This window comes from Mycobacterium heidelbergense, from assembly GCF_010730745.1.
GTDB classification, from domain to species: domain Bacteria; phylum Actinomycetota; class Actinomycetes; order Mycobacteriales; family Mycobacteriaceae; genus Mycobacterium; species Mycobacterium heidelbergense.
Genome location: NZ_AP022615.1, coordinates 4025827 through 4039803 on the forward strand (window position 1 = coordinate 4025827; position 13977 = coordinate 4039803).

General features: G+C 68.3%; 11 protein-coding genes. 3 read left to right on the forward strand and 8 right to left on the reverse strand.

Annotated elements, in window-relative coordinates; all coding sequences use genetic code 11:
• Nucleotides 1–61: 61 nt before the first annotated feature.
• The 3 genes from G6N25_RS18845 to G6N25_RS18855 all read left to right on the forward strand — a co-directional run bounded on the left by G6N25_RS18845 (nt 62) and on the right by G6N25_RS18855 (nt 2923).
• Entirely contained in the window at nt 62–700 is a 639-nt protein-coding gene (locus G6N25_RS18845; RefSeq protein WP_083074412.1) for a TetR/AcrR family transcriptional regulator, read from the forward strand.
• A gap of 121 nt (nt 701–821) precedes the next feature.
• Nucleotides 822–1349, forward strand: coding sequence for a PNPOx family protein (locus G6N25_RS18850; RefSeq protein WP_083074411.1), 528 nt, complete (start codon nt 822–824; stop codon nt 1347–1349).
• 2 nt (nt 1350–1351) lie between these two features.
• On the forward strand, nt 1352–2923 hold the full coding sequence (locus G6N25_RS18855) for an FAD-dependent monooxygenase (protein WP_083074410.1): 1572 nt from the start codon (nt 1352–1354) through the stop codon (nt 2921–2923).
• 71 nt (nt 2924–2994) lie between these two features.
• Here the strand turns inward: G6N25_RS18855 and G6N25_RS18860 are convergent, their stop codons facing one another.
• From G6N25_RS18860 to aceE, 8 genes are all read right to left on the reverse strand, one after another.
• Nucleotides 2995–3882, reverse strand: a complete 888-nt coding sequence (locus G6N25_RS18860) for a PDDEXK family nuclease (RefSeq protein ID WP_083074409.1) — start codon at nt 3880–3882, stop codon at nt 2995–2997.
• A 141-nt stretch (nt 3883–4023) separates the two neighbouring features.
• Complete coding sequence (locus G6N25_RS18865) at nt 4024–5457, reverse strand: acyl-CoA carboxylase subunit beta (RefSeq protein WP_083074408.1); 1434 nt, start codon at nt 5455–5457, stop codon at nt 4024–4026.
• Between the two features lie 44 nt (nt 5458–5501).
• Nucleotides 5502–6755, reverse strand: a complete 1254-nt coding sequence (gene kasB, locus G6N25_RS18870; RefSeq protein ID WP_083074407.1) for a 3-oxoacyl-ACP synthase KasB — start codon at nt 6753–6755, stop codon at nt 5502–5504.
• A gap of 81 nt (nt 6756–6836) precedes the next feature.
• Nucleotides 6837–8087: a 3-oxoacyl-ACP synthase KasA gene (gene kasA / locus G6N25_RS18875; RefSeq protein WP_083074406.1), complete on the reverse strand. Its 1251-nt coding sequence runs from the start codon at nt 8085–8087 to the stop codon at nt 6837–6839.
• Nucleotides 8084–8431, reverse strand: a complete 348-nt coding sequence (acpM, locus tag G6N25_RS18880) for a meromycolate extension acyl carrier protein AcpM (RefSeq protein ID WP_083074405.1) — start codon at nt 8429–8431, stop codon at nt 8084–8086. Before acpM ends, kasA begins: the two co-directional genes overlap by 4 nt.
• Nucleotides 8432–8511: 80 nt before the next feature.
• A complete protein-coding gene (locus G6N25_RS18885) occupies nt 8512–9429 on the reverse strand; it encodes an ACP S-malonyltransferase (RefSeq protein WP_083074404.1) in 918 nt (305 codons plus the stop codon).
• Nucleotides 9430–9569: 140 nt separating this feature from the next.
• Nucleotides 9570–10892: a PucR family transcriptional regulator gene (locus G6N25_RS18890; RefSeq protein ID WP_083074403.1), complete on the reverse strand. Its 1323-nt coding sequence runs from the start codon at nt 10890–10892 to the stop codon at nt 9570–9572.
• A gap of 274 nt (nt 10893–11166) precedes the next feature.
• Entirely contained in the window at nt 11167–13959 is a 2793-nt protein-coding gene (gene aceE / locus G6N25_RS18895; RefSeq protein ID WP_083074402.1) for a pyruvate dehydrogenase (acetyl-transferring), homodimeric type, read from the reverse strand.
• Nucleotides 13960–13977: the final 18 nt, after the last annotated feature.

The window sequence follows — 13977 nt, forward strand, 5'->3', positions numbered from 1 at the left end:
TGCGGCCCCGGTACATTGAGACGGAACCGTAGCGTATCGCCTGAATCGAGGAACATCCGCCATGCCCGCCGACAGCGTTCGAAGCGACCGGGCGCGCCGACCGTCGGGCAAAAATCCTGGACGCTTCGATCCCTCTCTGGACGGCGCAATCCTCGAGGCCGCGCTGCAGGGGCTTGGCGAACAGGGCTACGACCGGATGAGCATGGACGACATCGCGTCGCGCGCGCGGGTGGGCAAGGCCGCCATCTACCGGCGCTGGCCGTCGAAGGCCGCGATGGTGGCCGACGCGATCGCGCATTGGAGACGGGGACTGGGACCGGTGGAGCCGCCGAACACCGGCAGCCTTCGCGGTGACATCGATGCCCTGGTCGCCGCGGCACCGGACTTCGACGAATCGGGTCTGAGCACGGTCAAGATGATCGTCGGCGCGGCGACGGCGGCGATGAACGACCCCGTTCTGGCGGCGGCGCTGGACGACCTTGTGCTCTCGGTGCCCCGCCGGGTGGTCAGCGTGGTCCTCGACCAGGCCGTGGCCCGGGGGGAGATTTCGGCGGGCCGCGATGTGACCCTGATACCCGACGCCCTTCTGGGCCTCAACCTCCTGCGGGTGGTGACGGGACGACCGATCGATCGCGTCTACGTTCGACGCGCCCTCGAAGAGGTGCTGCTGCCGCTCGCGACCTCTGCTGCCGTCGAGTAGCAGCCCCTGATCGCCTCGGGGCCCTTGCGCTCCGGGGCGACCCGTGCCAGTCTCGATGCAGAACGGAACCGATTAGTTCCGCCTGTTTGGTCCTAACGCCTACGGGAAGCGAGCTCGCCGCATGACGCGTCACAACCGGTTGGTGTGTTTGCTACGGGTGGTGGCGACGTCCGTCGTGATCGTGGCGGCGATGTATCTGCTCTTGCTTGGTGTCTCGCCGCTGCTGCGGGTGAAGTGGATCAGTGACAGGATTCGCCGGTTCACCAAGACGGCCAATCGCCCCATGCGCAGGATCGCCGGTACCCGCGTGGGAATGCTGTACTTCAACCTCGGCGCTCTGCATCACGTCGGGCGCCGCAGCGGGCGAAGCTACGTCACCCCGCTGAGCGCGTACCGCCTCGGGGACGGCTTCGTGCTGGGGGTCGCATACCCCGAAGTCGATTGGTGCCGCAATGTTTTGGCCGCCGGGACATGCACGCTCACCTGGAATGGCAAGGAGTACGCGCTGGAAAGGCCCGAGCTGATCCCCGCCGCCGAGGCGATGAAGGCCTATCCGCCGCTGGTGAAGCCCTTCATCGTCGGCCCGGGAACGAAGACGTTCCTCTGGCTGCATCCGGCCGGCAGGACCCCATCCGTGGAAGGGAAATGAGCATGAACGTCACGCGTGTCCCCGTTCTCATCGTCGGCGCCGGCGTGGGCGGGCTGGCCACGTCGGTTCTGCTGGCCAAGTACGGCGTTCGGTCGCTGCTGGTCGAGAAGCGGCGCGAGGTCTTCATCTATCCCAAAGCCCGCAACCTGAGCTTCCGCAGCCTGGAGATCCTGCGCTCTCTGGGCCTGAGCGACGAGGTCCACAAGGTTGCCGAAGGCGTGTCCGGCATGGTCGTCAAGCCGACGCTGAACAGCCCGGACGAGGCGCCGGCCATGGACGTCGACGCCATATTCGCGCCCTACGCCGGCCTGAGCCCCGAGCCGCCCGCACAGTATTGCCCGCAAAGCAGGCTGGAGCCGATGCTGTTGGCCGAGACGCGTCGGCAGGGTAGCGAGGTTCGCTACGGAACGGAGGTGTTGTCGTTCGAGCAGGACGACGACGGCGTGACGGTGGTTGTGCGCGAACGGGATTCGGGCGCGACCGAAAGCGTGCGCGCCGACTACCTCGTCGCCGCCGACGGTGTGCACAGCCCGATCCGGGACCGGCTCGGCGTCACCACGTCGGGATACGGCGCGCTGCCGATCTTTGTCGTCTTCGCCTACTTCAAGGCGCCGTGGCGGAAGTTTGTCCCGGACCTGGGCGACGGGGATGGCGTGCAGGTCAAAAACGCCGATGTGGACGGGATCTTCCTGGTCGTCGAGGACGACCTGGGCATGTTCATCACCACGTACCTGCCGGGCGAGGGCGAAACGGCGGAGCAGTTCACCCCGGAGTACTGCGCCGAGCTGCTGACGCGGGCCATCGGTGAGCCGATCGACGTGCAGATCATCGAAGTCGCCTCGTGGCAACCCTACGAGCGGGTGGCCAACCAATTCCAATGCGGGCGAGTGTTTCTCGTCGGCGACGCCGCCCACACCATGCCGCCGTTCAAGGCCGGCGGGGCGAACACGGCCATCCAGAGCGCGGACAACCTGGCCTGGAAGCTCGCCGCCGTGGTGAACGGCCAGGCCCGGCCCGCGCTGCTGAACACCTACCACGCCGAGCGGCACCCCGTCGGACGGTTCAACGCCCGCCAGTCGCTGAGTGGGCCGCCGCTGGTGCTCCTCAGGCTGGACGACAACCGACCGCAACTGCCGCCGGACGAAGAGGAGCCGATGTTCGCCCTGCTCATCGGCTACCAATACCGCTCGGCCGCAGTCATTTCCGATGAGCCCCCGGCTGCGGACACGGACGCCGTGTCGTTGGTGGACGAGTTGCGGGGGCAGCCCGGCACCCGGGTGCCGCACGTGTGGGTGCGGGAGGGGGTGTCGACGCTCGACCTGCTCGGGCCCGGGTTCACCGTGCTGACGGGGGACGAGCGATGGGGCGCCGCGGTGGATTCGGCGTCGGCCCTGGGCATTCCGATCATCATGCAGCGCATCGACGACGACGCCTGGGTTGCGGCCACTGGGCTCGCGCCTTCCGGCGCGCTGCTGGTCCGCCCCGACGCCTTCGTGGCATGGCGTGTGGACGCACTGCCCGCCGATCCGGAAGGCCAACTGCGCCGGGCACTCTCGCAGGTCCTGGGCCGCTAGCCTGCCGCGAGCAGACACAGAATCGCACGGCGCGGGGCCCGCGCGTGCGATTCTGCGTCTGCTCGCCAGCGTTAGCCAGCCAGACGCGGACGCTCTAGATGGGTGGCGATTCGTAGGGCGAGGCGATCGGGTTCGCGCCTTACGTCATGGACGACGATGGGAATGATCGTCCAGCCGATCTCCTGGATTTTGCCCCACCGTCTTTTGTCGCGGAGCATCTCCTTCGGCCCCGCATGCCAATCGATGCTTTCATATTCAGCTGCCAAATGCACTTCCGGCCAAGCGAAGTCGACGCGCCAGAGCTCGCCGTCATGGTCGCGGATTGGATATTGGAGCTCCGGAAGCGGTAGGCCGTGGTCGATCATCACGAGCCGGGCCTCGCTTTCCATGGCCGATTCCGCGCGTCCATCGGCAAAGGGGAGGAGTTCGCGCACCGCCACAATGCCCCGACGGCCTCGCTGCTCGGCGACGGCGCTTTCGATTTCGGTCCGGGTGCACCGCAGGGAATGCAATGCGGCGTCGAGCGTTGCCAGTGCTCGCGGGCGCCGCAACTGCCGTGCGACTTCCACGGCGGTCCATGCCGGCGTGGTCGCCAGGCGCCCTGCCGTCCGTCGCAGCGGGGCGCCGGTGCGTTGGTGAACCATTAGTCCGGTCGTGGGGCGCATTCGTACACCGGGATCGAGCACGTGGGTGGCAGCGGTGTTTTCGGTATCGAAGCCGTATAACGAGGCGGCTGTGCCCATGCAGGCGACGGCCGGTCGGCCCATGAAGATGTCGAGCGCGGCCAGGCGGCCCAACAGATCTGGTTGCTCGGCCGCGTAGACGCCATACCACACGCGAATCAGTTTGCCGTTCTTGACTTGAACGTCGAGCTGTTGACGAGTCATGACCGTCAGCAGTTGTGTGGTTGTGGCGAAACCGCCGGCCTTCTCCAGGACCGCAAGAGCATCGGTGTGCATCGCGGAAGCATGCGGGGGCTATTCGGTATCGACCAGTCACCCCTGGGGATAACGCGCGCGAGCAGACACAGAATCGCACGCGCGGGCCCCGCGCAGTGCGATTCTGCGTCTGCTCGCGCGCGAAGGGGCTCGCGAGGGTGACTACAGCGGGATGTTCTTGTGGCGGCCGCGGCGCGCCGGCGCCTGGGCCAGCGCCTCGGTGAGTTTGCTGCGGGTGTGCGCCGGGTCGATCTTCTCGTCGACCACACCGATTTCGATGGCGCTGTCCACCCCACCGGCGATCCGCTCGTGCTCGGCCGCCAGCTCGTCGTGCAGCGCTTCGCGCTCGTGCTCGGCGGCGGCGGCCAGCTTTTTCTTGTGCAGGATGCCGACGGCGGCTTTGGCGCCCATGACGGCGACCTCGGCGTCCGGCCACGCGAACACCTTGGTCGCGTTCAGCGAGCGGGAGTTCATCGCGATGTAGGCCCCGCCGTAGGTCTTTCGGGTGACCAGCGTGACGCGCGGAACGGTGCACTCACCGAACGCGTGCAGCAGCTTGGCGCCGCGGCGCACCACGCCGCCCCACTCCTGGTCGACACCCGGGAGATAGCCGGGAACGTCGACGACCACAATCAGCGGAATCCCGAACGCGTCGCACAGGCGCACGAAACGGGCCGCCTTCTCGGCGCTTTCGGAGTTCAGGCAGCCGCCCAGGCGCAGCGGGTTGTTGGCCAGCACGCCGACCGTGCGGCCCGACAGCCGGCCCAGCCCGACCACCATCGACGGCGCCCAATTGGCCTGGAACTCGTCAAAGGACGGCGTGCCGTCACCATTCGAGTCGAGGATCGCGGTCACGATCGGGTGCACGTCGTAGGCCCGCCGCGCCGATTCGGGCAGCAGCGCGTGGATGTCGGTGTCACCGGCCTCGGCCTTGCTGCGGTCGAAATGGCCCTGCTGGCAGAACAATCCGACCAGCCGGCGGCCGCGCTCGTAGGCGTCGAACTCGTCGTCGGCGACGATGTGGCACACCCCGGACTTCTTGTGGTGGGTTTCCGGCCCGCCGAGCGAGGCCATGTCGACGTCCTCGCCGGTGACGCTGCGCACCACGTCGGGACCGGTGACGAACACCCGGCTTTCCGGCGCCATCACGATGACGTCGGTCAGCGCGGGCCCGTAGGCGGCGCCGCCGGCGGCGAAGCCGACGACCACCGAGACCTGCGGAATGTAGCCGGACGCGCGGATCATGGCCTCGAACACCGTCCCGACCGCGTGCAGGGCCTTCACGCCTTCGGCCAACCGGGCCCCGCCCGAATGCCAGATGCCCACGATCGGGCTCTGCTCCTCGATGGCGGTGTCGTAGGCGTTGACGATGTGCGCGCAGCCCTCGGTGCCCATGGCGCCGCCCATCACGGTCCCGTCCGTGCAGAAGGCGATGGTGCGCATGCCGTTCACCGTCCCGGCGGCGGACAGCACGCCCGAGCGGTCACGCTCGTGCAGGAGCTCCACGCTGCCGTCGTCGAAGAAATTGCTCAGACGCAACAACGGGTCGCGTGGGTCGAGCGATTCGCCGACCGACTCGGGGGCCATGATCGTCATCGCGGGTCTCCTGTTCCGAGTGTGCTCGGGGTACAAAACGGGGTTCAGTACCGTCCGAAGGCGATTGCGACGTTGTGCCCGCCGAATCCGAACGAGTTGTTGATCGCGTACTGGTAGTTGCCCGGGCGCGGCTTGCCGGCCACCACGTCCAAATCGATCTCTGGATCGAGGTTCTCCAGATTCAGTGTCGGCGGAACCACCTGATCGCGCAACGCGAGCACGGTCAGGATCGACTCCACCGCGCCGACCGCGCCCACCGAGTGGCCGAGCGCGGCCTTGGGCGCGTAGACCGCCGCCTTCCTGCTGCCCAGCGCGTTGTTGATCGCCTTGCCCTCGGCCAGGTCGCCCACCGAGGTGCCGGTGGCGTGGGCGTTGATGTGGTCGATGTCGTCCGGGGTCAGGCCCGCAAGCTGGATCGCGCGGCTCATCGCGTGCCCGGCGCGTTCCCCGTTGGGATCCGGCGCCACCATGTGGTACCCGTCCGAGGTGATGCTGGCGCCCATCAGCCGGGCCAGGATGTTGGCGCCGCGGGCCTTGGCGTGCTCCTCGGTCTCGATCACCATCAGCGCGCCGGCCTCGCCGAACACGAAGCCGGTCCGGTCCCGGTCGAACGGGCGGCACGCGCCCGCCGGGTCGTCGTTCTTGGTGGACATGACGATTCGCATCTGGGCGAACGCGGCGATCGGGACGGCCTCGATCTTGGTCTCGACGCCGCCGCAGATGGCGATGTCGGCCTCACCGAACACAATGTTGCGCCACGCCTGGGCGATGCCCTCGGAACCGGACGCGCACGCCGACACCGGCGTGATCACGCCGGCCTTGGCGTGCCGCTCCAGGCCCACCGCCGCGGCGGCGCCGTTGGGCATGTACTTCTGCACGCCCAGCGGAGAAACGGCCTTGATACCCCGGGCGCGCATGTCGTCGTAGCTGAACACCATCTCTTCCGACGAACCCATCCCGGTGCCGATGGACACCATCAGCCGGTTGGTGTCGACCTCGGGCGAGCCGGCGTTCTCCCACACCCGGCGGCTCAAAACGGTGGACATCCTTTGCAGGTAACCCATCCGGCGCAGCTCGACGCGCGTCAGCTGGCTGTCAAACTCCTCCAGCAGGTGTCCACCGATGCGGACCGGGAGATCGAACTCCTCGACGAACGGGTCGTCGAGGACACGGATGCCACTTTGGCTGTCCAGCAACAACTTCCAAGTGTTCTCGGCGTCTGTTGCCAGTGCGGTCGTCATGGCAACGCCGGTAACGACTACATTCGGGAGCGCTTTCCCGGTAACCAGCTCTGTCATGGGTCTTGCGAGGGTTCCTTCCGTGTTGTCCGGCTCCTCCTCGGGCCGTTTGCGGCCCGCGTCGTCACCGGACGCCGTGCTTTAGTAACGCCCGAAGGCGAGCGCCACATTGTGGCCGCCGAACCCGAAGGAGTTGTTGATCGCGTAACGGAAATCGCCGTAGCGGGGTTCGCCCGCGACAATATCGAGGTCGATCTCGGGATCCGGTGTCTCGTAGTTCAAGGTGGGGGGTATGACGCCGTCCCGAAGCGTCAATACCGTCAAAATGGATTCCAGCGCGCCGACCGCACCGATCGAATGGCCCAGCGCCGACTTCGGCGCATACACCGCGGCCCGCTCGCAGCCGGCCACCCGGATGGCGTTGGCCTCCGCGGCGTCGCCGATCGGCGTCGCCGTCCCGTGGGCGTTGATGTGGTCGACATCCTTGGCGGACAGGCCCGCCAACTCCAGCGACCGCGTCATTGCCCGGCCGGCGCGCACGCCGTCCGCCGCCGGCGCCACCATGTGGAAGGCGTCCGAGGTGATGCCGGCACCCAGCAGCCGGGCCAGCGGCTTGGCGCCGCGGGCCTTGGCGTGCTCCTCGGTCTCGATGAGCATGAGCGCCCCGGCCTCGCCGAACACGAACCCGTCGCGGTCCTTGTCGAACGGCCGCGACGCACGCTCGGGTTCGTCGTTGCGGGTCGACATGGCCCGCATCATCGAGAACGCCGCGATGGGCAGCGCCTCGATGCCGCCCTCGACGCCACCGCACACGGCGACGTCGGCGTCGCCCATGACGATCTGGCGCCATGCGTGGGCGATCGCCTCCGAACCCGACGAGCAGGCCGACACCGGGGTCATCACCCCGGCGCGGGCCCCCAGCTGCAGGCCCACCACCGCCGCGGCCCCGTTCGGCATGATCATCTGAACGGCGAGCGGGGACACCTTGCGGGGGCCGCCCTCGTTCATCAGGTCGTAGCTCTCGATGACCCGCTCGGCGCCACCCAGGCCGGTGCCGACCACGACCGTGAACCGGTCGGGATCGACCTCCGGGCTGCCCGCGGTCTCCCACAGCTGACCGCTCAGCAACTTGCTCATGCGCTGGACGTACGACATGCGCCGCATGTCCAGCCGGCCCATGTGGTTGTCGACCGGTTCCTTGAGGTGACCGCCGATCTTGACGGGCAGGTCCCACTTGGTGACGAACTCGTCTTCGAGGACGTGGATGCCGCTCTCGCCGGCCAACAAACCCTTCCACGTGCTCTCGATGTCCGGCGCGATCGACGTCGTCGCCGTGACGGCGGTTACCACGACGCTGGGGTAACCGCCATTAGCAGTGGAAGGTTTGGTCACTTGCTTTCCGCTTCCAGCCTTGCCTGGACGTTGGCCACGGCCTCGGGGTTCTCCGTCTCGAGCTTGGCGCGCAGCGCCTCGGCGGCCTCGGGGTTTTCTTCCTCGAGCTTCTGGATGTAGGCGACGACGTCACCGACGGTGCGCAGGCCGGCGAGGTCCTCGTCGGGAATCTTGACGCCGTACTTGTCCTCGGTCTGCACCGCGATCTCGACCATCGACAGCGAGTCGATGTCCAGGTCGTCGACGAACGACTTCTCCGGGGTGACCTCGGACGGCTCGATGCCGGTGACCTCTTCGATGATCTCGGCGATACCGGCGATGATTTCTTCCTGAGTGACGGCCACAGCCTTTTCCCTTCGTAATGTGTTGTGTGCAAATCGCATTGACGTTTGCAGTTGTAATTGTTCTGGCAGCAGCCGACGGTTTAGAGGTTCGCCAACTCGTCCAGATCTGCGGGTGACTTGACGGCGCGGGCCGTCACCCCCCGAAGTTCGCGCTTGGCGATGCCGGTGAGCGTGCCCGCGGGGGGAAACTCCACGATCGCCGTGACAGTGTTCTCGGTGCCTTCACGCAGATACTCGGTGCACAGGTCCCAGCGCACCGGCTGGGTGAGCTGGGCGACGAGTGTGTCCATCGCGGCGGCGGCGGAGGCGACGGGTTTTCCGTCGCGGTTGGACAGCAGCGTGGCGGTGGGCTCGGCGGTCATGACGGCGGCCGCCGCGGCGGCGTAGCCGTCCAGGGCCGGGGCCATGTACTTGGTGTGGAACGCCCCGGCCACTCCGAGGGCGCGCACCCGGGCCCTGGCCGGCGGGTCCTCGGCGAGCTTCTCCAACGCGGCGAGCGGGCCCGCCGCGACGATCTGGCCGGCACCGTTGCGGTTGGCGGGGACCAGCTCGAGCTGCTCGAGGCGGCTCAGCACCTCGGCCTCGTCGCCGCCGAGCACCGCGGACATGCCGGTCGGCTCGACGGCACACGCCTTGGCCATTTCGGCGCCGCGGGTGGCGGCCAGCGCGACGGCGTCGTCGGCGGCCATCACCCCCGCGATCGCATAGGCGGCGATCTCCCCGACCGAGTGACCCGCCACAATAACCTCTGCGTCGCCGAGCAGGCTGCGCTTGCTCAGCTCCTGGTGGGCCAGCAGCGTGCTGGCGACGACCAGGGGCTGCGTGACCGCGGTGTCGGTGATCTCCTCGCTCGACGCCGTGGTCCCCAGCTGCACCAGATCCAGGCCGCAGGCCTTCGACCACAGGGCCAGCTGGTCCGCGGCGCCGGGCAGCTCCAGCCACGACGACAGCATGCCCTCGGTCTGCGAACCCTGTCCGGGCGCAAGCAAAGCGATCACGTGTCTAAGAGAACACTGTGGAAACGGTTTTGGCGGGTGTAACAGATTATGAACCTCGTCTTAGGTTTTTGTATACACCTTACAAAACGGCTCGGTAAGCTACGTTTTTGATATCGTGCCGCAATCTGTTGCCTGGATCACTATCCCTCGGGCGGGCCCGCAATACCGCTTCTGACCGGCGGGGGAGCCGGCGCAACAGCGTTGTTGGCAACGCTGGACGGCTGCGCGGGGTAGTTGAGCTGCCCGACGGTCGACGCCACACGCAGCACGTATGCATCGCGCGGCTGGGTGGGATCGCGCCCGGTGAAGTCGGTGATGCGCTTGAGCCGGTACCGCACCGTGTTTGGATGAACGAACAACTTTCGGGCGCAGGCCTCGATGGCGCCGCCGCAATCCAGGTACGCGTCGAGCGTCTCGATCAGTGTCGGCCCGGCGTCGGCCAGCGGCCCCATCACGTCGGTGTGCAGCGCCACGATCGCCGACGCGTCGCCCATCAGGGCGCGCTCCGGCAACAGCTCCCGGGCCAGCACGGGCCGCGGCGCACCGCCCCAGCCGGCGACCGCGTTCATCCCCGATATCGCCTCGCTGGCGCTGTGATAGGCCGCGGTCAGCATCGGCGCGGTGGGCCCGATGACCACCGGGCCGTCGGAGAACGCGGTCAACAGGTCGCCCAGGAACTTGTCGGTCGGCGACAACTGCCCCGACACGATCGCCACCAGCCAGGTGCCGTGCACGTCGGTGAGGGCCGCGCGCCCGTGATGAGCGGCGGTGTCGCGGACGATTTGGCTGGCTCGTTCGCTGGCGCCCTCGCCGTTGGTGTTGTCGCGGCCGGGGGCGGGCGTGCCGACCACCACGGTCGCCGGCGCGGTGGTGTCCCAGTTCAGCGCGGCCGCGCGGGACAACAGCTCGGGGCCGGTGTCGCCGCGCACCACCGCGTCGACGACGCTGGCCTCCATCCGGCTGTCCCAGGTGCCGCGGGCCTCGGCCGCGTCGGCGTAGGCGGAGGCGAAGCTGAACGCGAGGTCGCGGCTGTACTTCAGGATGCCGACCGTCAGCGCGGTCAACTGCTCCTCGGAGCGGGCCAGCAGCGGCACCACCTCCTCGAAGAACTCCATGGTGACCCGCACCATGTCCACGCTGTGGCGCAGCGCGATCCGCCGGGTCAGGTCCTGGGGCACCAGCTCGAACGCGCGCGCCGTGTAGTTGACGTTGTTGTGCGGGTCGTGCATCCACTCGACGAAGTTCACCACCGCCGTCTGCACCACTAGGGCCACGCTGGCGCGCTGGGAGGCCTCCAGGTCGGCGAAGAACGGCAACCGCTCCTGCATGGCCGAGACGGCCTCGGTGGACAGTCGCCCCGAGTATTGCTTCAGCCGGCGCAGCAGCGACTCCGGCACCGAGTCCAGCAGCTCGAGGGGCGACCTCGGCTTGGCGAACGGCCCGGCGAACGGATTGTCATTCACCCCTAAAACCTACGCTAGATTTCTGGGACTTTCCGCCAAAAGCGGGGCCGCGTCGTAGCGGCTCGCCCCGGGGCGGAGGCCGGCGCGTCACGGGGCGGAGGCCGGGCGCGTCACGCTGGCGTGACGCTCGGCGGCCGAGGGCGGCCATCGAGCGGCTCGTCACGCTGGCGTGACGCTCGGCGGCGAGCGCCACGCTGGCGTGACGGTCGGCGGGCGAGGGCGCGGCCGGCGGGCGAGGGGGCCCCTCGGCGGGCGAGGGCGGGCCCTCGGCGGGTTACGCCCCCGGACCGGGATCGGACGTCTGCGCCGGGGCGGCCTGCACGTCGTCGATCCGGTACTGACGGGCGGCGGCCACCGCGACCGACGGGTCGATGTCGCCGTCGCGCGCCAGCGCCTCCAGCACCGCGACCACCTGCGACTCGGCGTCGGTGTTGAAGAAGCGCCGCGCGGCGGGCCGGGTGTCGGAAAAGCCGAACCCGTCGGTGCCCAGCGTGACGAAGGTGCCCGGCACCCACGGCCGGATCTGCTCGGGGACGGCGCGCATCCAGTCCGACACGGCGATCACCGGCCCGGCCGCATCCGCGAGGGCCCGGGTCAGGTAGGGGGTGCCGGCCGGCCGGTCCGGATGCCGCAGCCTGGCCCTCTCGACGGACACGCCGTCGCGGTTCAATTCGCCCCAACTGGTCACCGACCACACGTCGGCGGCGACATCCCACTCGGCGGCCAGCATCCCCGCCGCCTTCAGCGCCGCGGGCATGGCCACCCCCGAGGCCAGGATCTGCGCCTTGCTGGCCCGCTGCTCGGTGGCGGCGTGGTAGCGGTAGATGCCGCGCAGCACGCCCTCGGGATCGAAGTTGGCCGGCTCGGGCGGCTGTACGTACGGCTCGTTGTAGACGGTGATGTAGAAGTAGACGTCCTCCGGGTTCTCCCCGAACATGCGGGCCAGCCCGCTCTCCACGATGTAGGCGATCTCGTACGCGAACGCCGGATCGTAGGCCACCACAGCCGGATTGGTGGCGGCCAGCAACAGCGAGTGGCCGTCGGCGTGCTGCAGGCCCTCCCCGGTCAGCGTGGTGCGCCCGGCGGTCGCGCCGAGCAGGAAGCCGCGTGTCATCTGGTCGGCGGCGGCCCACAGGCCGTCGCCGGTGCGCTGGAACCCGAACATGGAATAGAAGATGTAGATCGGGATCATCGGCTCGTTGTGCGTCGCGTACGACGTGCCGGCCGCGATGAACGACCCCACCGACCCGGCCTCGTTGATGCCCTCGTGCAGGATGTGCCCGGCTTCGCTTTCCTTGTAGGCCAGCATCAGGTCGGCGTCGACGGCGGTGTACAGCTGGCCGAGGCGGTTGTAGATCTTCAGCGACGGGAACCACGAGTCCATCCCGAAGGTGCGCGCCTCGTCGGGAATGATCGGGACTATCCGCGGCCCAACTTCCTTGTCGCGCAACACTTCCTTGAAGGTGCGCACCGTCGCCATGGTGGTGGCGACCTCCTGGTTTCCCGATCCCTTCTTCAGCGCGGCGTAGATCTCGCGCCCGGGAAGCCGCAGCGCCTTGGCCTTCGTCCGGCGCTCGGGCAGGAAGCCGCCCAGGGTGCGGCGACGGTCGAGCATGTACCGGATCTCCGGCGCGTCGGGGCCGGGGTGGTAGTAGGGCGGGAGGTAGGGATTCTCGTCCAGCTGCGCGTCGCTGATCGGAATCCGCATGGAATCCCGGAAGGCCTTGAGGTCTTCCAGCGCAAGCTTTTTCATCTGATGGGTGGCGTTGCGGCCCTGGAAGTGCGCGCCCAGCGAGTAGCCCTTGATGGTCTTGGCCAGGATCACCGTCGGCTGTCCCTTGTGGTCGATGGCGGCGCGGTAGGCCGCATAGACCTTGCGGTAGTCGTGACCGCCGCGCTTGAGGTTCCAGATCTCGGAATCCGTCATGTGCTCGACGAGCGCCTTGGTGCGCGGGTCGCGACCGAAGAAGTGGTCGCGCACGTAGGCGCCGTCGTTGGCCTTGTACGTCTGGTAGTCGCCGTCGGGCGTGCTGTTCATCAAATTGACCAGCGCGCCGTCCTTGTCGGCGTGCAGCAGCGCGTCCCATTCGCGGCCCCACACCACCTTGATGACGTTCCAGCCGGCCCCGCGGAAGAACGACTCCAGCTCCTGGATGATCTTGCCGTTGCCGCGCACCGGGCCGTCGAGGCGCTGCAGGTTGCAGTTGATCACGAAGGTCAGGTTGTCCAGGCCCTCGAGCGCGCCGACGTGCGCCAGCCCGCGGCTCTCCGGCTCGTCCATCTCGCCGTCGCCCAAGAAGCACCACACGTGCTGGCCGGAGGTGTCCTTGATGCCCCGGTCGTGCAGGTAATGGTTGAACCGCGCCTGATAGATGGCGTTGAGCGGGCCCAGCCCCATCGAGACGGTGGGAAATTCCCAGAAGTCGGGCATCAGCCGCGGGTGCGGGTAGGACGGCAGGCCGCCGCCGGGATGGCTGTGCTCCTGGCGGAAGCCGTCGAGCTGATCCGCGCTGAGCCGACCTTCCAGGAAGGCGCGGGCGTAAATCCCCGGGGACGCGTGGCCCTGGATGAAGATCTGGTCCCCGCCGCCGGGGTCCGATTTGCCGCGGAAGAAGTGGTTGAAGCCGACCTCGTAGAGCGCCGCGGACGAGGCGTAGGTCGAAATATGGCCGCCCACACCGATTCCCGGCCGCTGGGCGCGGTGCACCATGATGGCGGCGTTCCACCGGATCCACGCCCGGTAGCGGCGTTCGACGTCCTCGTCGCCGGGGAACCACGGTTCCAGTTCGGTGGGGATCGTGTTGACGTAGTCCGTCGACGTCAGCGCGGGGATGGCCACCCGCTGCTCACCCGCGCGCTCCAGCAGCCGCAGCATCAGGTAGCGCGCCCGCGCCGGCCCGGAGCGCTCCAGTAGCTCGTCGAAGGACTCCAGCCACTCCGACGTCTCCTCGGGGTCGATGTCCGGCAGGTAGGACGCCACGCCTTCGCGGATCACCCGAACCCGATCGGGTTCGCTTGCGCTGCTTGGGGTTTTGGCCAGATCGTGGCGCACGAACTCGGTGGTCAACTCACTGCTCCTGTAGGT

What these genes read in the sequence shown, in the direction of transcription:
- G6N25_RS18845 (WP_083074412.1), top strand. Translation starts at nt 62, where the DNA reads ATGCCCGCCGACAGCGTTCGAAGCGACCGGGCGCGCCGACCGTCGGGC.
- G6N25_RS18850 (WP_083074411.1), top strand. Translation starts at nt 822, where the DNA reads ATGACGCGTCACAACCGGTTGGTGTGTTTGCTACGGGTGGTGGCGACG.
- G6N25_RS18855 (WP_083074410.1), top strand. Translation starts at nt 1,352, where the DNA reads ATGAACGTCACGCGTGTCCCCGTTCTCATCGTCGGCGCCGGCGTGGGC.
- G6N25_RS18860 (WP_083074409.1), bottom strand. Translation starts at nt 3,882, where the DNA reads ATGCACACCGATGCTCTTGCGGTCCTGGAGAAGGCCGGCGGTTTCGCC.
- G6N25_RS18865 (WP_083074408.1), bottom strand. Translation starts at nt 5,457, where the DNA reads ATGACGATCATGGCCCCCGAGTCGGTCGGCGAATCGCTCGACCCACGC.
- kasB (WP_083074407.1), bottom strand. Translation starts at nt 6,755, where the DNA reads ATGACAGAGCTGGTTACCGGGAAAGCGCTCCCGAATGTAGTCGTTACC.